This window comes from Bacillus sp. 7_6_55CFAA_CT2, from assembly GCF_000238655.1.
GTDB classification, from domain to species: Bacteria; Bacillota; Bacilli; order Bacillales; family Bacillaceae_G; genus Bacillus_A; species Bacillus_A cereus.
Map to the genome: position 1 here is coordinate 148,619 of NZ_JH414708.1, position 23,219 is coordinate 171,837.

Here is a 23,219-nt window from a genome sequence, read left to right on the forward strand (position 1 = left end):
TTTTTTATGTTTTATGTTGGGACAACATGTGTCGGTAATACGTTCATAATAGATTGGGGTGTGCCTAATTTTTTTGTCGTTAAAAGAGGCTCCCCTGTTTCATGATTTTGAGCATCTTTACACATACCAAGGTGATAACGATCACCTAAAAATGGATCAATATAAAAACCGTTTTTGAATACTTTATCATTCGGATGTTTTTCATGATGAATATCAGAGCAGTTAATGCAATAGAACATAGCTTTCATCCCCTTTTTATTTTTGTTTGAAAAAAGTGAGTCGGTAGTCATTTCGCTCCTGAGGAAATGTTGAGGAGAAGAGAAATAACTACCTACTCAAATGGTGGGCATATTCCTTCTGATTTGTCATATCTCGCGTATTGTCCCTTGAGGGAAGGAGGAGAGACGAAGTACGCATGATATAAGTAAGGCGCTTCTCTCAAGATGAATGATGGAGTTTCATGTTGAGAGAAGTTTTTATTTTGTATTGCCTTTGTGAGTATATTATGAGGAAATGCTAAGAGGGTGTTTGTCCTGTTGAAAAAATGTTGAGAATTTCTCAACAGTAAAAGAATTAGCGTTGACATGAAACTAAAAGGTGTTATATTATCGAAGTATAACCAAAAGGTGTTATGTTATAACGCCGAGTAAAGGAGAATGAAGATGGAACAACAAAATACATTAAATGATATTAAACAAACAATCGTTTTTAACGCGTCTATTCAAAAGGTATGGAGTGTAGTATCAACTGCAGAAGGGATTGCGTCATGGTTTATGCCAAATGATTTTGTATTAGAGGTAGGACATGAATTTCATGTGCAATCACCATTTGGGCCATCACCATGTAAAGTGTTAGAAATTGATGAGCCAAACCATTTATCTTTCTCATGGGATACAGATGGCTGGGTTGTTTCATTTGATTTGAAAGACTTAGGAGATAACAAAACAGAATTTACGTTAATTCACGGCGGCTGGAAACATCCTGATGAAATTCTTCCGAAAGCAAATGCGAAGAGCTCTATTATTCGCGATAGAATGAGCGGTGGTTGGGTAGCGATTGTAAATGAAAAACTGAAAAAGGTTGTCGAAGGCTAAGTGTCCTCGTCAGCAGCGAAATATGATGTATTTCAAGCAATTGCTGATCCAACCCGCCGAGAAGTAATACGGTTATTAAGTGACAAAGAGTTACCGATTTCCAAAATAACGGATCATTTTCCGATGAGTCGTACTGCGGTTGTAAAGCACCTTCATATTCTTTCGGAAGCGAATTTAGTAAGTGGAAGAAAAAGCGGAAGAGAGAAGATATATCGTTTGCATCCAGAACCATTAGAAGAATTACAACAGTGGCTCTCATATTATGAACGTTTTTGGGATAATAAATTATCCATGCTGAAACATATTGTGGAGAATGAAGAATAAAAAGGATGACCAAAATGGTCATCCTTTTTATTGTTGCTCACTTGTTTGTGTAGCTGGCTTTAATAAAAGCCAACCGATAATTAATGTACATACTGCTAATACGAAAGTGCTCATATAAATAACGTGTACACTTGCAGCTAATGCGGATTGTGATTCAGTGGCTACACTTGCTGTAGTCCCGCCGTGTCCACCAGATACAAGATCAAGGTTTTTAATGCCGCGTGCATGAATCATCGTATTAAAGATTGTTCCAAAGATTGCAGCACCTAACGTTTGACTGAATGTATTAATAAATGTGTTTAAACCAACGGCTGTTCCGCGTGTATGAGCTGGTACGGCTGCTTGAATTGTTACCATGTAAATCGGTGTCACAAGCCCCATTCCTAAGCCGAATAATCCGACTGCTACATAAATAAGGAACGATGGTGAATTTGTTGATAGTGTAAATAATAAGAACGTAGCGACTGATAAAATGCTAGCTCCAAGTAAAATGATTTGTTTCGTTTTTAATTTGCCTACTAAGTTACCAGAGAAAATAGCGCCAAATGTCCACATAACAGGGATTGGCATTAAAATAAGTCCAGCTTCTGTAGCATTTTTCCCTAATACACCTTGGCTCCAAATTGGAAGGTACATTGTAATACTAATAATCATTGCGCCAGCAATAAGAGTTAATATATTTATCGTAGATAATGTACGGTTAGAGAAAAGTGCTAGCGGAATTAATGGTTCTGGAGATTTTTTCTCGATGAATAAGAAAATAATAAATGAAATAGCGGCAAAGATTAATAGGCCGATAATTGTCATGTCTCCCCAGTTTTGCTTACTGCTACCTGTTAATAATGCATATAGTAGAGCGATTGTACTTAATGAGAAGACTGTTGCACCAAGATAATCGATATGATGCTTAGCAGGTTTAATAGATTCTTTGTAGTAAATTGCAATCATTAAGCAAGCGATAATTCCGAATGGAACGTTTAGGAAGAAAATATAGCGCCAAGAAAGGGAATCAACTAAAAATCCACCTACTAACGGTCCGATAACACCGGATACACCCCAAACGGCACTCATCCAACCTTGTGCTTTCGCGCGGTCTTTCGCTTCGCTATATAAGTCTCCAATAATCGTCATTGTGATTGGCATAACAGCACCAGCACCGATACCTTGAAGCGCGCGGAAGAAGATTAATTGTTCCATCGATGTAACGATTCCGCAAAGTGCAGAACCGACTAAAAAGATTGTAGCTCCGATTAGTAAAACTTTTTTACGGCCAAATAAATCAGCGAGCTTTCCGTATATTGGAGTCGAAACAGCTGTTGCAAGCATATAAATTGCATATACCCAACTAACAAGTTCGACGCCTGACAAATCACTCGTTATACGAGGGATTGCTGTACTAACAATCGTTCCTTCTACCGCAGAAAGAAACGTCATTAACATTAAAGACATCATGACTTTTTTTCTCATTTGTTTTCCCCTTACCCTTTTTTAAATATTCAACAATATAAAATATAAAGGTACTAAGGTAAATAAAGCAACAAAAAAGCAATGGAAAGTTACATGGAGCAGATATTTGTCGCTTCTTGTCGGTAAGTCGATAAATTTGGGAAATCGCCGATATAAGTTGCAGAATCGCTGATAAATTTGGGGAATCGCCGATATAAGTTGCGGAATCGCTGATATATTTGTGGAATCGCTCATATAATTTCATGTACCTATAAAAAAGAAACAGGAATCCCTGTTCTTTTTTTAATACTGCATTTTCGCGTTTTCTCCAGCTGTCGTTCCGGCAATTCTACCAGTAACAAGGGCTGATGTAATATTATAGCCACCAGTATAACCATGAATATCAAGAACTTCTCCGCAGAAATATAAGCCGTTCGTAAATTTAGAAGACATTTCTTTCGGGTTAACTTCTTTCACGGATACACCGCCGCCAGTAACGAATGCTTTTTCAATTGACTGCGTACCATTTACATTCACAGTAAACTCTTTAAAGTCTTTCACAAGTGCACGAATCTTTTCGTGAGAAACTTGTCCAGCTTGTTCGCTGCCGTCAATTTCATTTTTTTCTAATAAGAATAGGAAGTAACGTTCAGGAACATAACCTTTTAAAACGTTTTTAATTCCTTTTTTCGGATCTTCTTTCATTTGTTTCAGCATGCGCTGAAATAGTTGCTCACTATTTTCCTCTGGCAATGCATCAATACTCATTTGTATTGTATTCGTTTTAAACTTTTTCAGTGCTTTCACGACGAATTGACTACAGCGAAGAGCAGCAGGACCAGATAGGCCAAAATGAGTGAAGAGCATGTCCATTTTGTGAGAAATGATAGCTTTTCCTTTCGGGTTTAATACGCTTAAGTTTATATCACGTAAAGCAAGACCTTGTAATGAGCGGTCACGTATAAAAGGCTCGTTTGAAAGGATAGGTACTTCTGTTGGGAATAATTCTGTAATTGTATGACCCGCTTTTTCAGCCCAAGCATATCCGTCTCCAGTAGATCCGGTTTGAGGAACTGATTTTCCGCCAACAGCGATAACGACGTGATTTGTTTCTAACACTTCACCTGTTTGCAGTATAACTGCTTTCGTTTGACCATTTTCATATTCAATCGTTTCAACAGGCGTATTTGTACGAATTTTTACACCTAAGTCTTTTAATCGTGTTAAAAGTGCGTCTACAACAGATTGTGCTTTGTTTGACACAGGGAACATGCGACCGTGGTCTTCTTCTTTCAATTTAACACCAAGATTTTCGAAGAATGTAATAATATCTTCATTATTAAAAATAGAAAAAGCGCTGTATAAGAAGCGACCGTTTCCTGGTATATGTTTAACAATTTCATCAAGTGGTAGACGGTTTGTTACGTTACAGCGTCCGCCACCAGAAATTGCAAGTTTACGCCCAAGTTTATTTCCTTTATCAAGAAGTAAGACATTTGCGCCTTCTTCTGCAGCACCAATTGCAGCCATTAGCCCAGAAGGACCGCCGCCGATGACAATAACATCATAATGCATAATATATCGACCTCATTTTCTACATTTCCTGCCTAAAAGAATAGCATGTTTTCCCTTAAAAGAAAAATAGAGTGAAGTACTGCTTAATGAGAGAATTGTGGTACAATACAAAAGTTAGAGTTCAGCACTATCCTGCCATTTGTAGGCGATAAGACTAAAACCTCAAGATTTAGGAGAAGTAAATAGGGAGTCTGTTAGCCTGTAAATGCTCGAATGGTTCAACTAATAAGGAGTAGGAGAGAAGTCTCCAACTAATTATAGTTTCACTTTATGTAGATGTAGGAGGATTTTTGTATGTCCGATTCGAAATTTCTGCGCGGAACGCTTATTGTTACGCTAGGGACATTTTTAGTAAAGTTCTTAGGCATGATTTACGTCTTTCCGTTTCATGCATTAGTAGGAACAGAAGGCGGAACGCTCTATACATATGGATACATTCCATATACGATCTTTTTAAGTATCGCAACGGCAGGTGTGCCACTTGCTGTTTCAAAATTTGTTTCCAAATATAATGCGCTTGGCGATTATAAAACGAGCCGGAGAATGTTCCGCTCGGGAATGGTTATGATGATAGTAACAGGAGTTCTTTCGTTCCTAGTACTGTACATGACGGCGCCATTGTTTGCAGAAGCGATGCTTGGTAAACAAAGTATACACAATAATGTAGGGGAAGTTACGACGATTATTCGTCTTGTAAGTTTCGCACTTATTGTTGTACCAGCAGCGAGTTTAATTCGTGGTTATTTCCAAGGTCACCAGTCTATGGGACCAACTACCGTTTCACAAATTATTGAACAAATTATTCGTATCGTCTTTTTATTAGCAGGTAGTTTTATCGTTATTAAAGTACTTGGCGGTACAGTTGCAACAGCAGTTGGAGTAGCGACATTTGCTGCGTTCGTTTCAGCGGTTGGAGCACTCGGTGTGTTAATTTGGTACTGGTTAAAACGTAAAAAATATTTGGATCAATATCTAATTGAACAAACTGTACCAGAATCAACAGTAAGCACCGTTCAATTGTTTAAAGAGTTATTTGCATATGCGATTCCTTACGTTGTAATTGGGTTAACAATTCCTTTATATCAACAAATTGATACATTGACATTTAACTCAATTATGCAGGCGATTGGTCAAGGTGATATCGCAGAGCGAGCTCTCGGTATTTTCACAATGTGGACGCATAAGTTAATTATGATTCCTGTATCACTTGCAACAGCGTTTAGTTTAACGCTTGTACCAGCAATTACAAAATCATTTACTGAAAAACAATACCGTTATTTGAAATTACAAATTACACAAACATTCCAGGCGAATATGTTTTTAACATTGCCAGCAGTTGTCGGTATTTCTTCACTGGCATATCCAATTTATACTGCGTTTTACGATTCAGATCCACTAGGTGGACAAGTATTAATGTGGTATGCACCAGTTGCGTTGTTATTCGCTTTATTTACAGTAACAGCGGCAATCCTGCAAGGTATTAACCAGCAGAAGCATGCGATTATTGCGCTTATAATGGGCGTTATTTTGAAATTTGTATGTAACGTAATCTTTATTCGTTATTTCGGTACAGTAGGAGCAATTCTAGCGACAGCAGTTGGTTTCTTAGCTTCTGTTTGGTACACAAATCAACAAATTAAAAAATACGCACACTATTCATTCGGTGTTGTATATAAAAGAACATTCCAAATTGCAGTACTGACACTTATAATGGTCGTTGCTGTAAAACTATCACAATGGATTCTATCCTTCATGATTTCGCCTGATGGCCGTATTGGTGCTCTTATAACAGTTGCGATTTGTGCAGGTATTGGCGGTCTTGTTTACGGATTGTTAGCAATTCGCACAGGAGTACTTGAAAGAGTATTTGGCGGAGAAGCATTAGATAAAATTCAACGTAAACTTGGTAGTAGATTTAAAATAAAGTTGAAATCAAGAGGGGCGTAATTACGTCCCCTTTTCTATGATAAATAAAGAAGGTGAAAAACGTGAGATTAGATAAATTATTAGCAAATATGGGATATGGAAGTAGAAAAGAAGTAAAGAAATTATTGAAAGACGGCGTTGTGAAAATTGATGGAACGCCAGTAAAAGATGCGAAAGTTCATGTAAATGTAGAAGAGCAAGAAGTTATGATTCACGGTGAAGTTGTGGAATACAAAGAATTTGTTTACTTAATGATGCATAAACCACAAGGTGTTATTTCAGCGACGGAAGATGATAATCATGAAACAGTAATAGATTTATTAGAATTAGAAGATGCAATCTTTGATCCGTTCCCAGTTGGACGACTTGATATCGATACGGAAGGTTTCTTATTGATAACAAATGATGGGAAGTTATCACATCAATTATTATCTCCGAAAAAGCATGTGCCGAAAAAATATTATGCACACGTTGCAGGAGTAGTAACAGAAGAGGATGTAAAAGAGTTTGCTAAAGGTGTTATTTTAGATGATGGCTATGAAACAAAGCCAGGTGCACTTACAATATTGAAAAGCGATGATATTTCTGAAATTGAGCTTGTGATTACGGAAGGGAAATTCCATCAAGTGAAGCGTATGTTTGAAGCGGTAGGGAAAAAAGTAGTCTACCTAAAGAGAACAGAGATGGGTCCGTTAGTATTAGATGAAGAACTAGAACTTGGACAATACCGAGAGCTAACAGATGAAGAAGTAGAAATGTTAAAAACATATCAAGTAGATACTGAAAAGTAGTACCTTTATAGGCGCAGAAAAGACCCCTTTCTAATTATTAGAAAGGGGTATGTATTTATTTACATACAATTATTTTTCATTATGAGGTCATTCTCACTTTCTTTCCTGTTGTTGTCCACTTACCGCGGCAAGGGCTATACACGAGTTCATTAAACTGCAACACATTTAGATCACGTTGTATCGTTCGCGGTGTGATCCCGAACTCATCTACAAGGTCTTTCGTCGTTACCGTTCCGTTTTCATTGATGTACATATAAATTGATTTAATGCGTGTTAGCATACGAGTAGTTGTAGGTTTCAAGAGAAAACCACTCCTCTACTAGTTTTTTTGACCCCATTCAGGAAAGAAGGTCGTTACTACCATTGTACTCTACATGATAAAATTCATGCTTTAATCTACTTAAATTTTACAGAAATTTAACAAATATTCATATAGAAAAATATTGGTAGTTGACATTGTATATATGGTCAGTCAACTAACACATAAAATTCTACGTAAAACGCCAAATTCCTGCAAATTTTTTTGAAAAAATAAAAGAAAAACTAATGAGAAATATCTGAAATATTACAATTGTTCGGTATTTAGTTTTCGTGTATGGCATAAGAGATTTCGGTTTGTTATGATGAAAGAAACAATATAGTGAAGGATGGATGCGTGATGTCAGCAATTAATTGGACAGAAGAAGTTGCGAAACGAAAAGATGATTTAATTCGTGATACACAACAATTTTTACAAATTAAAAGTGTATGGGAAGAAGAATCGGCGAAAGAGGGCGCACCATTCGGTGAAGGTGTAGAAAAAGCTTTATCTTTCATGTTACATAAAGGAGAAACTGAAGGTTTTACTTCTAAAAATTTAGAAGGATATGCAGGTCATCTTGAAATGGGACAAGGAGAAGAGTTAGTAGGTATTCTTTGTCACGTTGATGTTGTACCAGAAGGAGATGGCTGGACGACTCCTGCATATAGTGCGGATATTCGCGATGGAAAGATTTTTGCACGTGGTGCAATTGACGATAAAGGCCCAACGATGGCAGCATATTATGCGATGAAAATTGTGAAAGAATTAGGCTTACCTCTTTCCAAACGTGTTCGTATGATTATAGGAACAGATGAGGAAAGTAATTGGAAATGTGTAGATCACTACTTTAAAAATGAAGAAATGCCAACAATCGGTTTTGCACCAGATGCAGACTTTCCAATTATTAATGCAGAAAAAGGAATTTCTGACATACAAGTTGTGCAAAATGGTAGTGAAGAGAAAAAAGGTACATATGAACTTGTTTCATTTGATTCAGGGCGCCGTTTAAATATGGTTCCTGATTTTGCAGAAGCGGTTATTACAGGAGAAGATGTAAATGTACTTACAGTAGCATATGAAGAGTATTTACAAACTGCTAAAAAAATAGGGAAATCGACTATAGAAGGAAATGCAGTGACGTTGCAAATAGAAGGAATTTCAGCGCACGGATCTACTCCTGAAAAAGGAGAAAATGCAGGTTTATTATTAGCAAACTTCTTAACTACAGTTTCACTTGATGGAAAAGCAACTGCATTTGCGACATTTGCAACAGAAACATTTACTGGTGATATTTTTGGTGAAAAAGCTACTATTGCTTATAAAGATGAAATTAGCGGTCCGTTAACAGTGAATGTCGGTCGCATTTCTTATACGAAAGAAAACGGTGGTAACTTAGGGCTAAACGTACGTTACCCAGTTACAACTAACTTTGAAGAAACAATTGTGAAGTTGAAAGAATATGTTGGTACGCATGGTTTTGAAGTGGCTGACTATTCTAATTCTCGCCCACATCACGTCGATAAAGATCACGTATTAATCCGTACGTTACAACGTGTGTATGAAGAACAAACAGGTGAAAAAGCAGAACTATTAGCAATCGGCGGCGGTACTTATGCTCGTTCATTAAAAGCTGGTGTGGCATTTGGCCCGCTATTCCCTGGAAAAGAAGAACTTGCGCATCAAAAAGATGAGTATATCGAAATTGAAGACTTATTAAAAGCAACAGCAATTTACGCGCAAGCAATTCATGAATTAGCAAAGTAATGGATATATAAATAATGTCCGCTCTCTATTTTGGAGAGCGGCTTCTTTTTACCTGAATGAGATAAGAAAGAAAAGCAACAATAGAAAGAAGGAGAAGATGTACATGGAACTGCATTATTTTGTCGCAATTACGTTACCGAATCATATAAAAGAAATGCTGTATAACTATAAAGAGGACATGCAAGAGGAATTACAATTTCGTTCATGGGTACATAAAGAAGACTATCATATTACCCTTTCATTTTTAGGGAGTGCAACGGAGGAACAATTAGAGGGAATAAAGAATGGATTACAAACAGTTGCAGAAACAAAAGAACTATCGTTCACGTTACAAGGTTTTTCAACGTTTGGTAGGGAAGATCAGCCTCGTATTTTTTGGGCGAAGGTAAGTGAGAATCACCATTTGTTTCACTTGCAAAAGCAAGTACATGCCATTTGTGAAGAAAATGGATTTTCTCTAGAAACACGCCCGTATCACCCGCATATTACCGTTGCTCGTAAATGGATAGGAGAAGAAAAGTTTCGTTTAGAAAGTATAAAAGAAGTGCCTGAAATATCATTTCAAGCAGATACAATTACTTTATACGAATCCCACGTGAAAGAAACCCCGAAGTATAAATCGATTGCTGAAATAAAATTACAAAAATAGAATGTTGAAAACGTTTTTTATGCAGGTGAATATACTATAGAGAAGAATGGAGTTACTGTATAGAGTCTTGTTGATAAGAAAAGCCTTATCATTTGCAGCTCATTTTATCTCGCCTAATTGGTGAAGGCTAATAATAAGTGAGGATGGAAAAATTTTCTCGCTCATTAAAGTTTCACTTTATTTTAACTTTGAGAATGATGGTGATTTTTTTATGTTGAAAGTAAAACGTCCATTTGATGCCTATTTAGATGAAATGAATAAAATTACAATTTTGCTCCCACATGCGTATGGAACAAGTCGGACATTTCGTTTGCAAGAAGGAAGTAATGTGAAAGATTTACCGATTGCTCATACTATTGCGCTTCCAGATGCAACGAAGTATGAGTGCTTTATAGAAGAGCCGCTAGATGTGGGGAAGTATTATACAGTACGAGATGAACGGAATGAAGAAACTGATTTACAAATAGGTGCTGTTATTCGAACAAAAATTTTCGATGAAAAGTATTATTACGAAGGTACAGATTTAGGTGCTGTGTATCAAAAACAAGAAACGACATTTAAAGTATGGGCCCCAACTGCAAGGCTTGCGAAAGTAAGAATTTATAAGAGCGATAAAGAATATACCGATCATGAAATGTACAGGGGAGAAAACGGAGTTTGGATTCAAACATTACAAGGTGATTTAGACGGAGCACGCTATACATTTCTTGTTTGTATTAATTTAATATGGAACGAAGCGGTGGATCCTTACGCAAAGTCAGTGACTGTAAATGGAAAGTATGGCATTGTTATCGATTTAGAAAAGACGACTGTAACGAAACGAGAGCAATTACCACCATTACAAGCAATGACAGATGCCATATTGTATGAATTGCATATTCGTGATGCTACTATTCATCCGAACAGTGGAGTGAGTAAAAAAGGGACGTATAAAGGGCTAATGGAAGAAGGAACAACAGGACGAAATGGGACATTGACAGGTTTGTCTCATATAAAAGATTTAGGCGTTACGCATGTTGAATTATTGCCTTTATATTGTTTCGGTGGTGTGGATGAGGCGAATCCTTCTTCTGCCTATAATTGGGGGTACAATCCATTATATTACAATGCACCAACAGCATATTATGCTACAAACCCCTCTGATCCGTATAACAGGATAGTTGAGTGCAAACAACTAATTGAAACATTTCATGAACAAGGTATTAGGGTGATTATAGATGTTGTATATAATCATGTTTATGAAAGAGAGCTATCATCATTTGAGAAGCTTGTTCCAGGATATTATTTTCGTCATGGTGAAGATGGTATGCCTTCTAATGGGACGGGAGTCGGAAATGATATAGCGTCTGAACGGAAAATGATGAGGAAATTCATTGTAGAGTCTATTTTATATTGGCTTACTGAATACAATGTCGATGGATTCCGATTCGACTTAATGGGAATTTTAGATATTGATACAATGAATATGATAGAGAAAGAAGTGCGAAACATAAAACGAGATGCTTTGTTATTAGGAGAAGGATGGGATTTACAAACACCGCTTCCTCTTGAGGAAAAAGCAACGTTAAATAATGCGAAGAAAATGCCACATATCGCGCAGTTTAATGATCAATTTCGTGATGGGATAAAAGGGAGTACATTTCATATAAATAAGCGTGGTTTTGCATTTGGTGGGCATGTAGACTGTAATCATTTGCAGTATATTGCAGCAGGAAGTCTTTTAAGTATGAAAGAAACAGGGCTGTTTTTAGAGCCGGCGCAAAGCATTAACTATGTAGAATGTCATGATAATATGACGATGTGGGATAAACTAGTGCGCAGTAATGAAGAATCAGAAACGATTTTGAAAAAACGTCACCTATTAGCGAGCGCAATGGTTATTCTTTCACAAGGCATTCCTTTCTTACACGCAGGGCAAGAGTTTTATCGTACGAAGAAAGGAAATGAAAATAGTTATAATGCAAATGATGAGATCAATCAATTAGATTGGGATCAAAAAGAGAAAGAGATAGAAACCGTTAACTATATAAAAGGTTTAATTGCGATTCGTAAAGAGCATGGGGCATTCCGATTACAAAATGCAGACCTTATAAAAAAACATATGACTTTTTTACAAACATCTACAGAAGTACTTGCATATCACCTAGAGCATGCAGAATCGTTTGGGCCGTGGAAAGAGATTATCGTCTTATTTAATAGCGGTTTAGAAGCTAAAACTGTGCAACTTCCGAAAGAAGCAACGTGGCATGTGTTAGTAAACGAAAACGAAGCGAAAATAGAGCCAATTTCTTCATTTAGAGGAAAGGAACTTAGGCTCGCTCCAATTAGCACGTATATATTGACGATAATGTGACAAATCGCTACTTGACGATGAGAATGTAATAAATGTAGAATTGACAAAGGTGACGATTTTGATAAGTTGTCATTCTATGACAGGTTTTGTAAAATAAAATAGAGGATTTTTGGCTTAGGCTAATTTTTCTTTTCATTTACAGTAAAATATATGAAACCACAACATGTGTAGAAATGTTGCGGTTTTTCTTTTCATAACTATAAAAGATAAGGATTTGTTAACGGGTAATGAATATGGAATGGTTGGAACAATTATTAGGAAAAGAGTGGAGTCTTGTACCGGCTGGTGGAGTAACGGGCGATGCATATATTGCGCAAAACGGACAACAGAAGTTATTTTTAAAGCGGAATACATCGCCCTTTTTAGCGGTATTGTCAGCAGAAGGAATTGTTCCAAAATTACTTTGGACAAGAAGGGTAACGAATGGTGATGTAATTTCTGCTCAAAAATGGCTTCCGGGACAGAAGCTAGAGCCAGAGGATATGAAACTAGAACGTGTTGCGAAACTTTTGAAGAAAATACACTCCTCTAAAGCGCTTGTACAGATGATTCAAAGACTTGGGAAGCAGCCGCTTCACGCACAAGAGTTATTACAACAACTGCAACTCGTTTTAAGAGGAGATATAAGGGATGATGAAACAATTCAGCAAGGCCTTCAATATTTAATGGATTCATTAAAAGCTATTGAATACAATGAATTCGTTGTATGCCATTGTGATGTAAACCATAACAACTGGCTATTGTCGGATGAAGATGAATTGTTTTTAATTGATTGGGATGGAGCTGTAATTGCTGACCCAGCTCTAGACCTCGGTATGTTATTATATTGGTACATTCCGCGCCAGGAGTGGAGTGAGTGGCTCGGTTATTATGATATTGAAATGGATGAATCGCTGCTTAGGCGTATGAGATGGTATGTGATAGCACAAACGATTTTGTCTATTCAATGGCATACAACAAAAAAACAGCAAGCAGAAGCTGAATATTGGCATCAATATTTACAGCAACTACTTGCTTCAGAATAATACTTAAGAAAAATTGTCCATTCCAGCAATCCACTGAGTAAGTTGTTCTTGATTATTGGAAATATGGTTGTCCAAATTAGAGGAAGATTTACCCGATTGACTATAAGAATATACATCGTTTAGCATTGTTTTAGCGTCACTACTTATATTATCGTTTGCGAGTAACGATTGAATGAGGCGCTCTAATTGCTCGCATTCTGAAACTGTCCCGCAGCAATCACTTTGGTGGTTGACTAAAATATCTTTCAGCACTTCTAATTGATGTTGTTGATTAATTGGCATGAACGGATCATCCTTTCGATTGTTTTTCTCTTCGAATGTAAGAGAAAAAGCTGTTTCGTCATGGAATGTTTAATGCTGTATGTAGTTTTTATCAAAATGGTACATCTTATACTTGAAAGAAACGGACCGAGTGCTCGTACGTACTTGGTTTTTTGTTTGGTAGATTGATTAAAAAAGAAAGAAGGAATTATTCCTTTAAAATAGCTATGTAAAGAGAGGGAAACATCTATGCGTTTAAGACATAAACCGTATGCAATGGATCGAATTAATGAATATTCACATATCGTAATCGGAAACCCAGAGGAGCGCGCTGGTAGCTGGAAAGAAGTATTTGGAAACGAACAACCAATTCATATTGAAGTAGGTACAGGTCGTGGCCGCTTCATGTATGATATGGCAAAAGCGAATCCACATATTAATTATATTGGAATTGAAAAATTCACAAGTGTTGTTGTAGATGCACTTGATAAATTAATTGAAGAAGAATTACCAAACTTAAAGTTAATTAATAAAGATGCTGAAGATTTAACAGTTTTCTTTGCGAAAGGTGAAATTGATCGCGTTTATTTAAACTTCTCAGATCCATGGCCAAAGAAACGTCATACGAAGCGTCGTTTAACGTATAAAACATTTTTACGTAATTACGAAGAAGTGTTAGTAGAAGGCGGAGAAATTCATTTCAAAACAGATAACCAAGGTCTATTTGAATATTCTCTTATGAGTATGGCTGAGTATGGTATGTTACTAACTTACTTAAGCTTAGATCTTCATAACAGCGACTTTGAAGGTAACATCATGACTGAATACGAAGAGAAATTCTCTAGTAAAGGTCATCGTATTTACCGAGTTGAAGCAAAATATCGTACAGAGCCTATGCAGTAATGCATAGGTTTTTTATATCTAAAATAATCAGAATTCTATGTTAAGATTAATTGAAAGGGGGATGTGTAATGGAACAGTTACAAATTGGAGATATAAAAGTAACGTGGTTAAAAGGCGGAAATACACATTTAGATGGAGGGGCAATGTTTGGTGTTGTGCCGAAAGTACTTTGGTCACGTAAATATAAACATAATGACACAAATCATATTTACTTACGAACAGATCCGTTACTTTTACAAACGAAAGATGGAAATATGCTCATTGATTCCGGAATAGGAAACGGTAAATTGAATGAGAAGATGAAGCGGAATCAAGGTGTAACAGAAGAATCATCGGTTTATGAATCGTTAGAAAAACTAGGATTAAAGCCAGAAGATATTCACTATGTTTTAATGACGCACCTTCATTTTGATCATGCATCTGGTTTAACAAAATGGGAAGGTGATCACCTTGTACCTGCGTTTCCAAATGCGAAAGTTTACGTAAGTGAAACAGAATGGAATGAAATGAGGAACCCAAATATTAGATCCCGTAATACATATTGGAAGGAAAATTGGGAGCCGATTGTAGATCAAGTTGTTACGTTCCAGCAAGAAATAGAAATTACAGATGAAATAAAAATGGTGCATACAGGTGGTCATAGTGATGGACATGCAGTTATTGCTTTAGAAAGCCATGGGGAAACGATGCTTCATTTAGCAGACCTATTACCGACGCACGCACATCAAAATGTATTATGGGTAATGGCATACGACGATTATCCGATGACCTCGATTGAAAATAAACAAAAGTGGATGAAGTATGGTGCTGAAAAAGAGGCATGGTTTACGTTTTACCATGACGCATATTATCGCGCTGTGAAGTGGAATGAGGAAGGGCATATCGTAGAAAAAGTAGAACGGAAAACGAGTATAGAAGCATAAAAATAGGAGGTTGTTCCATCATATTTATTGGAGCAGCCTCTTTTTTATTGTCGGGTTTTGTCGGTAAGTCGATATATTTAAACAAACGCTGATATAAATTGAGTTGCGCCGATATAATTGGGAAATCGCTGATATAAATTGAGCTGCGCCGATATATTCGGAAAATCGCTGATATAATTTTAATCAATACCCGCAATTTCAAAAAAATAAGAGGTTCACCTAATGGGAACCCTCCTTTTTATGCTGCTATAACCTCTAAAACAGTACCTGTTTTAGCATCAACTAAAAATTCAAATCGTTCTTGTATATCATTTAACATTGTTGTAAGACCGCCGCGATAAACTTCATATGCGACATCATATTTTTCAAATGTCTCTGGAACCATATGTACCCAAGAGCCAGTAATTTCACCTTTATGACTTAATGCTTGTTTCACCATTTTCAATGCTTTTTCTGAAGAAATATGGGATTGTTCTTGTACTTTGTTTGCAACGAGATAACCAGCTGCGAACCCAACGCCAAGACCTGCTACTAAACCTTTCCAGCTCATATATTCACCTCAATTCTATAAAATAAAAATAGTGTACCGATAATAATTATAAAGCAAATACAGCTAAAAAAGAAGAAACTAGAAACATTTCGAAAATTTCGTTACAATAAAAGGGGTATTCTACTAAGGTTTGAAAGAAGGGGACTTCGTGAATAAAGAGACATTACAATTATTTCGTACGTTAACAGAATTACAAGGTGCATCAGGTTTTGAACATGATGTACGCCGTTTTATGAAACAAGAATTAAGCAAATATGCGGATGAAATTGTACAAGACGGTTTAGGGAGCGTATTTGGTCTGAAAAAAGGGGACGAAACTGGCCCGCGTGTTCTTGTAGCAGGTCATATGGATGAAGTAGGTTTCATGATTACGCAAATTACGAAAAACGGAATGCTTCGTTTTCAAACGTTAGGCGGATGGTGGAGTCAAGTTCTATTAGCACAGCGTGTACAAGTTATGACGAAGAATGGTCCTGTTATTGGGGTTGTTGGTTCTATTCCTCCTCATTTATTAAGTGACGCGCAACGTGCAAAACCGATGGATATAAAAAATATGTTAATTGATATAGGTGCAGATAGTTATGAAGATGCGATTGAAATTGGTGTAAAACCAGGACAACAAATCGTGCCGATTTGCCCATTCACGCCGATGGCAAACGAAAAGAAAATTATGGCGAAAGCTTGGGACAACCGTTACGGATGTGGCCTTGCAATCGAATTGTTAAAAGAATTAAAAGATGAAACATTACCAAACACATTATACTCTGGTGCTACTGTACAAGAAGAAGTAGGTCTCCGCGGAGCGCAAACAGCTGCAAATATGATTCAACCAGACATTTTTTATGCGCTTGATGCAAGTCCAGCAAACGATGCATCTGGTGACAAAACGCAGTTCGGTCAATTAGGAAAAGGTGCTCTTCTTCGTATTTATGATCGCACGATGGTAACACATAGAGGGATGCGCGAATTCATTTTAGATACAGCAGAAACAAACAACATTCCGTACCAATACTTTATTTCACAAGGTGGTACAGATGCGGGCCGTGTACATACAAGTAACTCTGGTATCCCATCAGCAGTAATTGGTGTTTGTGCACGCTATATTCATACACATGCTTCAATTTTACATGTTGATGATTATGCAGCGGCGAAAGAATTAATTACGAAGCTTGTAAGAACAACAGATAAAACGACGTTAGAGACAATTAAGAATAACGCGTAGAAGAAAGGGCTAAAAGCTCTTTCTTTTTTTAGGTAGGAGAGATGACCCAGCGGTGTGTGGTGGCAGTCAGTGCCTAATGGATGCTCGAATGATGTGTGAAGACCGCGCGTAGGAAGAAAGAGGAAGCCTGTTTTTGTGTCTAGGACCAGTAATATTGTAGAAAGCGACCTTCTTTTATGGGGAGAAGGAATTCCCTGATGGTGTGTGGTAGTGGTTGGTACTTAATTTGTGCCGAAGCGGATATTAGAATAGAATGAAGAATTTTTATAGGGGTGAACGAAATGAAAGTAGTAGTTGGATCAAAGAATAAAACGAAGGTTGGCGCTGTGGAGAAGGTTTGGAAAGATGCTGAAATTACATCTCTTTCTGTTCCGTCAGGAGTATCAGCTCAGCCTTTCTCAGATGAAGAGACGATGCAAGGAGCGATTAATAGAGCGAAGCGAGCGCTAGAGGAAGGAGAAGCTCCAATTGGTATTGGGCTAGAAGGCGGCGTAATGAAAACGGAGCACGGTTTATTTATGTGTAACTGGGGCGCGCTAGCAACAAGTGATGGGAAAGTATTTGTGGCCGGAGGAGCGCGTATTACGTTACCAGACGATTTTTTAGCACCTCTTGAAGATGGTAAGGAATTAAGCGAAGTGATGGAAGAGTTTGTGCAGCGAAAAGATATTCGTAGTCACGAAGGTGCGATCGGTATTTTTACAGATGATTATGTCGACCGTACGGAATTATTTGTACACGTTGTTAAGTTGTTAGTTGGGCAATATAAGTATGACAAAAAGCAAGCATAAACCTTGCACCGTGCGCGATGTATGGTAGTATAAAAGAAAGATTATAACATGAAAAATGCACTCGTTAGAGGAGGAAATATAGATGAAGTCATTAGAAAGCATGGAGCAATTCCAACAGTTAAAAAATGAAGAGAATGTAGTCTTTATGTTCTCAGCAGAATGGTGCCCAGACTGCCGCTTTGTAGACCCATTTATGCCAGAAGTAGAAGAGAAATATAGTGATTTCTCATTTTACTATGTAGATCGCGATGAGTTTATTGATCTATGTGTAAAATTAGACGTATTTGGCATTCCGAGCTTTGTAGCGTACAATAAAGGTGAAGAAACTGGTCGCTATGTAAACAAAGATCGTAAAACACAAGAACAAATCGAAGAGTTCATTGAAGGTTTAAAATAAGGCAATTTGCCAATTGAATTGTAAAACAACCTCTACCTTCGCGGGGGAGGTTATTTTTTTGGAAGGGAGGAAAAAGAGATGAAGATGACAAGTAAAAAGATGAAAGATGAGTTAATAAAGAAATTATCTCGCCCAGAATGGGACTTTCAGTATGATAGTGAGAAAGAAGTTTTACGTATTGAACAAAAAGAATCCAAAAAAGGTATTAACGTATCGCTTCCAGGAGTTGTGGCAAAATGGGAAGTGAACAAAGAAAAGGCAATTGAAGAAGTTGCTTATTACGTACAAGAAGCGCTAATTGCGATGCATAAAGAAGAAAATAGCGGAGCGAAAATTTTACCTGTTATTCGCTCTACTTCTTTCCCGAAACAAGCAGAAGAAGGAAATCCGTTTATTATGACGGATCATACGGCGGAAACACGTATTTACTATGCGTTAGATTCGAATAAAACGTATCGACTAATTGACGAGCGTCTATTACAAAAATTAGAACTTACAGAACAGCAAGTGCGTGAAATGGCATTATTCAACGCACGCTCATTAGGTTATGAATTTAAACAAGACACAGTAGCGGGTAATACATTCTACTTTTTAAACACAAATGATGGGTATGACGCGACTCGTATTTTAAACGAATCGTTACTACAATCGATGCGTGAAAAGATTTCTGGTGACATGGTTGTTGCTGTTCCTCACCAAGATGTATTAATTATTGCTGATATCGTCAACGAAATCGGTTATGATATTATTGCACAAATGACAATGAAATTTTTTGCCGAAGGGCATGTTCCGATTACATCACTTTCATTCGTATATGAAGATGGAGAATTTGAACCAATCTTTATTTTAGCGAAAAATCGGAAGAAGACAGATGGAAAAGAGAAAGGATGAACGAAGTGAACGTTTTTTACAACCTTGAAGGAATTGGTGACACTTTAATTGTTGCCTTACAAGATATTACTTTAGAGAACCGTACTTTTGATCGCAAAGGAGATGTTGCACGCGTATACGATCGTGAAAGCAACGAGACAGCAGGATTCAACATCTTTAATGCATCTTCTTACTTAGAAGTAAAAGAAACAGGCAACCTTACATTAACGAAAGAGCTTGTAGAGAAAATCAACGAAATTTTAGCGAAGAACGGCTTTGAAGAAACAGTAGAAGCAGATCTTTCTCCGAAATTTGTTGTAGGCTATGTAGCTGAAAAAGAAAAACATCCAAATGCTGATAAGCTAAACATTTGTAAAGTAGAAATCGGTACAGAAACATTACAAATCGTATGTGGTGCACCAAACGTTGATGCAGGACAAAAAGTTGTCGTTGCAAAAATCGGCGCTGTAATGCCAAGCGGTATGTTAATCAAGCCAGCTGAGCTTCGCGGTGTTCCTTCTTCTGGAATGATCTGCTCTGCACGTGAATTAGAGCTTCCAGATGCTCCACAAGAAAAAGGTATTCTTGTATTAGAAGATAGCTTTGAAGTTGGACAAGAGTTTAAATTTTAATTGATATAAGAAAAGAGAGGTTGTCCTTTTGGACAGCCTCTCTTTTTTTTGCATTCATTGTTGGTAATTCGATATTCCGTGTCGAATCGTTGATATATGTAGAGTTACGATAGATATATTTGAAAAATCGTTGATATATGTAGAGTTACGATAGATATATTTGAAAAATCGTTGATATATTGAGAGTTGTGATAGATATATTTAAAAAATCGTTGATATATGTAGAGTTACGATAGATATATTTGAAAAATCGTTGATATATGTAGAGTTACGATAGATATATTTGAAAAATTGTTGATATATTGAGAGTTTTGACAGATATATTCAAAAAATCATTCATATTATAAGGATGTCACCTTTTTTCTTAAAATCTATATTGTATTTTATAAACAAACTAGTTAAAATTTAGAAAAATAGAAGGGGATAGACGTATGAAACAACAAATAAAAATCGCAGAACTTCTAAAACGAATTGAAACTTCAAAACAGCAAGATATTGAGCTAGGTACTTATGAAATATATGTGTTTAGTGAAAGTGAATTAGAAAAAGGACAAATCGGTTACCGATACGATAAACATAAAAATTCATTAATAAGTGAAGAAAACGGAAAGTGGCAAGAAGGATGGATTACAATTGGATATGAAACGGATATGGGCGATCCAGTTTTCGTAAATATAGATGATGACGCTTATCCGGTTTATACTGCAGAACGTGGTACAGAAAAATGGCAGCCAGTTTATATTGGAAATATGGATGAGATTATAGGGCAATTATAAGAAAAACTTTGAATCTGGTGCAAAGTGATGGGAGAGAAGTATGAAGTATATAAAAATAATGAGCATGATTGCATTCATTGGAATATATATGGCCGGTTGTTCACAAGAGCAGCCGAAAAAAGAAACTACATCTTCTATACAAGAGAAAAACAAAGATACCAAAGAAGACGCACCGGTAGAAAAGCAGCAAGAACAAGAAAAGAACGAAGAATCGCAAGCAATTCAAACGAATGAGCAAGTAGAACATAAGCAAGAGGAAGTATCATCTGATGAAAAGAAAGAAGAAACTACGCCAGTGCAGCCGACTGAGCAACCAGTGCAAAATAATGAACAAAAAGTAGAGAGTAATGAAAAACAAGGAAAGTTTCTCGTTGTTATTGATCCAGGGCATCAACAAAAAGCGAATTTAAATTTAGAGCCGATTGGGCCAGGGGCAGCGACGCAAAAATATAAAGTGACAGATGGTACAACTGGTGTTGTGACGAAAAAAAGAGAGGCTGTACTTGTATTAGAAATGGCTTTTTTATTAAAAGAAAAGCTTGAAGCAAAAGGGATACAAGTATTAATGACGAGAACATCACAAGACGTTGATATAAGTAATAAAGAAAGGGCGACATTCGCAAATAATCATAAGGCTAATTTATTTTTACGTCTTCATGCAGATGGTTCTGAAAATCCAAACCAAAGTGGATTCGCTGTATTGACGCCGGCAGAAGGAAGTCCATATACGAAAGAGATTTATGCGGAAAGTCTTCAAATCTCTCAAATGATTGTAAATAAAATGAGGGAGAACCAGCAAGTAAAAGTAAATGGAATTAAATTTCGGGATGATCTTTCTGGATTTAATTGGGCAAAGGTTCCTGGTGTACTATTAGAACTTGGGTTTATGTCAAATCCTGAAGAAGATAAAAAATTATCTGACTCGCAGTATGTAAATTCCTTGTTGCAAAGTGTAACAGATAGTGTAGATGAATATCGGAAGAGTAAAGCTTAAACGCAGTCTTACATGTAAGGCTGCGTTTTTCCATATGAAAACACTCGTAAATTAGAATATTATGGATAAATATGACATGCTTAATTTTACCTGCACTTTTTGCCGAATGCTGATACAATAAAGGATGTTACTATTTAGTAGAAAGAGTGGTAAGCATGTTAGATTGGATGAAAAAGCTGTTTAACAAAGAGGAAGAACAAACAGCGATGAATAAAGAAGTACCAAAGCAAGTTGAAAGTCAGCCGAAAATTCCTCGTGTAAACCACTACACTGAAGCAAGAGAAGCACAAATGGCAAGTAGGAATGCAGGTAAATGCCGTTTTCCTTTAGTACCGGATAATGGGTTCGATGAAGAGGATGAAAGCGAAGTAAATCGCTTCGAAGAACAACCTGTTCAAGGAGTAACATATGAAGAACCGACTGCCCAAAGAGGAATAAAGGTGGAAAGAAGCAGACGACCGTATGTGGAAAAGGTAGTTTCTACATATGAAGAGCCGGAAGTGCAATATGAACCGGTGCGGGAGTCTGTCGTTAAAAAGGCATCTGCACCTTCGCAAGAGAGTAACCGTAGACCATTTCGTCCAACAGAAATGATTTCGCCAATTTATGGATATAATCGTCCTTCAGTAGAGAAAAAGGAAGAAAAGCAGGAGGAAGTAAAGGAAAGAGAAGACCTTGAAATATCTGTAGAGGGTAAATCAGTCGTTGATGCATGGTTAGAGAAAAAAGGATATACATTATCTGATTTCTCAGAAGGACAAGCACCAACTTCTTCTAGTCATAGAGCTGCTAACCAGCAAGGAGAGCAACAATATGAAGAGAATAAAAAGGAAGAAAAGTCAGTAGTTGATCAATGGCTAGAGAAAAACGGTTATGAAATTGAACGCCAAGTGCCTTTAGTAGAAGAAAAAGAAGTGATTCAAGAAATGAGTACACCGCAGGAAGTTTCAGCGGATGAATTACTTCATAAAACAGTAGCTGAGCAGATGGAAAGTGCTAAGCTAGAAAAAGATGTAGTGGTGTTAAACGAAAACAATCTACAAGAAGAATTAGTAGCTTCTAAAGTAGAGCACGAGGATACAATATTATCAGAAGAAATTAAACGTAATACAGAAATAAAACAACCTACTATTGAAGTAGAAAAGCAAGCTCCAGAAGAATCAGTGATTGTCAAAGCAGAAGAAAAACTTGAAGAAACAATCATTGTGGAAATACCAGAAGAAGTGTCAAAAGTAGAAGTAATTGCAGAAACGGAAGAGTTTGAAGAAGTAGTTATGGAAACAGAGGCACCTGAAGAAGTGGAAGTAATTGCAGAAGCGGAAGAGTCAGAAGAAGCTGAAGTAATTGCGGAAGCAGAAGAGTCAGAAGAAGTGGAAGTAATTGCAGAAGCGGAAGAGTCAGAAGAAGCTGAAGTAATTGCGGAAGCAGAAGAGTCAGAAGAAGCTGAAGTAATTGCGGAAGCAGAAGAGTCAGAAGAAGCTGAAGTAATTGCGGAAACAGAAGAGTCAGAAGAAGCTGAAGTAATTGCGGAAGCAGAAGAGTCAGAAGAAGTGGAAGTAATTGCAGAAACGGAAGAGTCAGAAGAAGTGGAAGTAATTGCAGAAACGGAAGAGTCAGAAGAAGTGGAAGTAATTGCAGAAACGGAAGAAGTC

Annotated in this window: 23 protein-coding genes and 1 pseudogene; 18 read left to right on the plus strand and 6 right to left on the minus strand. The window is 37.0% G+C overall.

Going from position 1 to position 23,219, the window contains the following annotated elements; all coding sequences use genetic code 11:
- Positions 1 to 11: 11 nt before the first annotated feature.
- On the minus strand, positions 12 to 239 hold the full coding sequence (locus HMPREF1014_RS00875; RefSeq protein ID WP_000498988.1) for a DUF3973 domain-containing protein: 228 nt from the start codon (positions 237 to 239) through the stop codon (positions 12 to 14).
- Positions 240 to 662: 423 nt separating this feature from the next.
- On the opposite strand from HMPREF1014_RS00875, the gene HMPREF1014_RS00880 reads away from it, so the two are divergent.
- Together HMPREF1014_RS00880 and HMPREF1014_RS00885 are read left to right on the plus strand one after the other, a co-directional pair.
- Entirely contained in the window at positions 663 to 1,094 is a 432-nt protein-coding gene (locus tag HMPREF1014_RS00880; RefSeq protein WP_000437765.1) for an SRPBCC family protein, read from the plus strand.
- Positions 1,095 to 1,418, plus strand: a complete 324-nt coding sequence (locus HMPREF1014_RS00885) for an ArsR/SmtB family transcription factor (RefSeq protein WP_000098837.1) — start codon at positions 1,095 to 1,097, stop codon at positions 1,416 to 1,418.
- Between the two features lie 27 nt (positions 1,419 to 1,445).
- Here the strand turns inward: HMPREF1014_RS00885 and HMPREF1014_RS00890 are convergent, their stop codons facing one another.
- Both HMPREF1014_RS00890 and HMPREF1014_RS00895 read right to left on the minus strand, forming a co-directional pair.
- Entirely contained in the window at positions 1,446 to 2,885 is a 1,440-nt protein-coding gene (locus tag HMPREF1014_RS00890; protein WP_001228005.1) for an MDR family MFS transporter, read from the minus strand.
- A 282-nt stretch (positions 2,886 to 3,167) separates the two neighbouring features.
- On the minus strand, positions 3,168 to 4,439 hold the full coding sequence (locus tag HMPREF1014_RS00895) for a BaiN/RdsA family NAD(P)/FAD-dependent oxidoreductase (RefSeq protein WP_000558861.1): 1,272 nt from the start codon (positions 4,437 to 4,439) through the stop codon (positions 3,168 to 3,170).
- Positions 4,440 to 4,733: 294 nt separating this feature from the next.
- Between HMPREF1014_RS00895 and HMPREF1014_RS00900 the strand changes: the two genes are divergently transcribed.
- Together HMPREF1014_RS00900 and HMPREF1014_RS00905 are read left to right on the plus strand one after the other, a co-directional pair.
- Positions 4,734 to 6,386 carry a putative polysaccharide biosynthesis protein gene (locus HMPREF1014_RS00900; protein ID WP_001284028.1) on the plus strand — a complete coding sequence of 551 codons (1,653 nt, stop codon included), beginning with the start codon at positions 4,734 to 4,736 and terminating at the stop codon, positions 6,384 to 6,386.
- A 41-nt stretch (positions 6,387 to 6,427) separates the two neighbouring features.
- Positions 6,428 to 7,156, plus strand: coding sequence for a pseudouridine synthase (locus tag HMPREF1014_RS00905; RefSeq protein ID WP_001234947.1), 729 nt, complete (start codon positions 6,428 to 6,430; stop codon positions 7,154 to 7,156).
- Between the two features lie 79 nt (positions 7,157 to 7,235).
- Here the strand turns inward: HMPREF1014_RS00905 and HMPREF1014_RS00910 are convergent, their stop codons facing one another.
- On the minus strand, positions 7,236 to 7,457 hold the full coding sequence (locus tag HMPREF1014_RS00910; protein ID WP_000805512.1) for a DeoR family transcriptional regulator: 222 nt from the start codon (positions 7,455 to 7,457) through the stop codon (positions 7,236 to 7,238).
- Between the two features lie 357 nt (positions 7,458 to 7,814).
- Here HMPREF1014_RS00910 and pepV point away from each other — a divergent pair, with 357 nt between their 5' ends.
- The 4 genes from pepV to HMPREF1014_RS00935 all read left to right on the plus strand — a co-directional run bounded on the left by pepV (position 7,815) and on the right by HMPREF1014_RS00935 (position 13,248).
- Positions 7,815 to 9,221, plus strand: a complete 1,407-nt coding sequence (gene pepV, locus HMPREF1014_RS00915; protein WP_001274261.1) for a dipeptidase PepV — start codon at positions 7,815 to 7,817, stop codon at positions 9,219 to 9,221.
- A gap of 103 nt (positions 9,222 to 9,324) precedes the next feature.
- The gene (gene thpR, locus HMPREF1014_RS00920) at positions 9,325 to 9,870 is read left to right on the plus strand and encodes an RNA 2',3'-cyclic phosphodiesterase (protein WP_000418995.1); all 546 of its coding nucleotides are present in this window, start codon (positions 9,325 to 9,327) and stop codon (positions 9,868 to 9,870) included.
- 211 nt (positions 9,871 to 10,081) lie between these two features.
- Positions 10,082 to 12,223 (plus strand): type I pullulanase, encoded by a 2,142-nt coding sequence (pulA, locus tag HMPREF1014_RS00930; RefSeq protein ID WP_000921744.1) that lies wholly within the window; start codon positions 10,082 to 10,084, stop codon positions 12,221 to 12,223.
- Between the two features lie 227 nt (positions 12,224 to 12,450).
- Positions 12,451 to 13,248, plus strand: coding sequence for a phosphotransferase family protein (locus HMPREF1014_RS00935; RefSeq protein ID WP_001986674.1), 798 nt, complete (start codon positions 12,451 to 12,453; stop codon positions 13,246 to 13,248).
- A 3-nt stretch (positions 13,249 to 13,251) separates the two neighbouring features.
- On the opposite strand, the gene HMPREF1014_RS00940 is transcribed toward HMPREF1014_RS00935, so the two are convergent.
- Positions 13,252 to 13,530: a YtzH-like family protein gene (locus HMPREF1014_RS00940; protein WP_001122235.1), complete on the minus strand. Its 279-nt coding sequence runs from the start codon at positions 13,528 to 13,530 to the stop codon at positions 13,252 to 13,254.
- A gap of 228 nt (positions 13,531 to 13,758) precedes the next feature.
- On the opposite strand from HMPREF1014_RS00940, the gene trmB reads away from it, so the two are divergent.
- Together trmB and HMPREF1014_RS00950 are read left to right on the plus strand one after the other, a co-directional pair.
- On the plus strand, positions 13,759 to 14,412 hold the full coding sequence (gene trmB, locus HMPREF1014_RS00945) for a tRNA (guanosine(46)-N7)-methyltransferase TrmB (RefSeq protein ID WP_001239385.1): 654 nt from the start codon (positions 13,759 to 13,761) through the stop codon (positions 14,410 to 14,412).
- A 68-nt stretch (positions 14,413 to 14,480) separates the two neighbouring features.
- On the plus strand, positions 14,481 to 15,335 hold the full coding sequence (locus HMPREF1014_RS00950) for a YtnP family quorum-quenching lactonase (protein ID WP_000436862.1): 855 nt from the start codon (positions 14,481 to 14,483) through the stop codon (positions 15,333 to 15,335).
- Positions 15,336 to 15,573: 238 nt separating this feature from the next.
- On the opposite strand, the gene HMPREF1014_RS00955 is transcribed toward HMPREF1014_RS00950, so the two are convergent.
- Positions 15,574 to 15,885 (minus strand): PepSY domain-containing protein, encoded by a 312-nt coding sequence (locus HMPREF1014_RS00955; RefSeq protein WP_000118543.1) that lies wholly within the window; start codon positions 15,883 to 15,885, stop codon positions 15,574 to 15,576.
- A 148-nt stretch (positions 15,886 to 16,033) separates the two neighbouring features.
- Between HMPREF1014_RS00955 and HMPREF1014_RS00960 the strand changes: the two genes are divergently transcribed.
- The 8 genes and pseudogenes from HMPREF1014_RS00960 to HMPREF1014_RS00995 all read left to right on the plus strand — a co-directional run.
- Positions 16,034 to 17,107: a M42 family metallopeptidase gene (locus HMPREF1014_RS00960; RefSeq protein WP_001031508.1), complete on the plus strand. Its 1,074-nt coding sequence runs from the start codon at positions 16,034 to 16,036 to the stop codon at positions 17,105 to 17,107.
- Between the two features lie 281 nt (positions 17,108 to 17,388).
- Positions 17,389 to 17,898, plus strand: a complete 510-nt coding sequence (locus HMPREF1014_RS00965) for a DUF84 family protein (RefSeq protein ID WP_000869941.1) — start codon at positions 17,389 to 17,391, stop codon at positions 17,896 to 17,898.
- An 82-nt stretch (positions 17,899 to 17,980) separates the two neighbouring features.
- Positions 17,981 to 18,295 (plus strand): thioredoxin family protein, encoded by a 315-nt coding sequence (locus HMPREF1014_RS00970; protein ID WP_000838193.1) that lies wholly within the window; start codon positions 17,981 to 17,983, stop codon positions 18,293 to 18,295.
- A 78-nt stretch (positions 18,296 to 18,373) separates the two neighbouring features.
- A complete protein-coding gene (locus tag HMPREF1014_RS00975) occupies positions 18,374 to 19,186 on the plus strand; it encodes a DUF1444 domain-containing protein (RefSeq protein ID WP_000784589.1) in 813 nt (270 codons plus the stop codon).
- Positions 19,183 to 19,797 (plus strand): YtpR family tRNA-binding protein, encoded by a 615-nt coding sequence (ytpR, locus tag HMPREF1014_RS00980; RefSeq protein WP_001006761.1) that lies wholly within the window; start codon positions 19,183 to 19,185, stop codon positions 19,795 to 19,797. Before HMPREF1014_RS00975 ends, ytpR begins: the two co-directional genes overlap by 4 nt.
- Before the next feature lie 431 nt (positions 19,798 to 20,228).
- A complete protein-coding gene (locus HMPREF1014_RS00985; protein ID WP_000813166.1) occupies positions 20,229 to 20,573 on the plus strand; it encodes a hypothetical protein in 345 nt (114 codons plus the stop codon).
- 40 nt (positions 20,574 to 20,613) lie between these two features.
- Positions 20,614 to 21,567: an N-acetylmuramoyl-L-alanine amidase gene (locus tag HMPREF1014_RS00990; RefSeq protein ID WP_000874045.1), complete on the plus strand. Its 954-nt coding sequence runs from the start codon at positions 20,614 to 20,616 to the stop codon at positions 21,565 to 21,567.
- A gap of 155 nt (positions 21,568 to 21,722) precedes the next feature.
- Positions 21,723 to 23,219, plus strand: a pseudogene (locus HMPREF1014_RS00995) (DNA translocase FtsK); the annotation flags it as partial.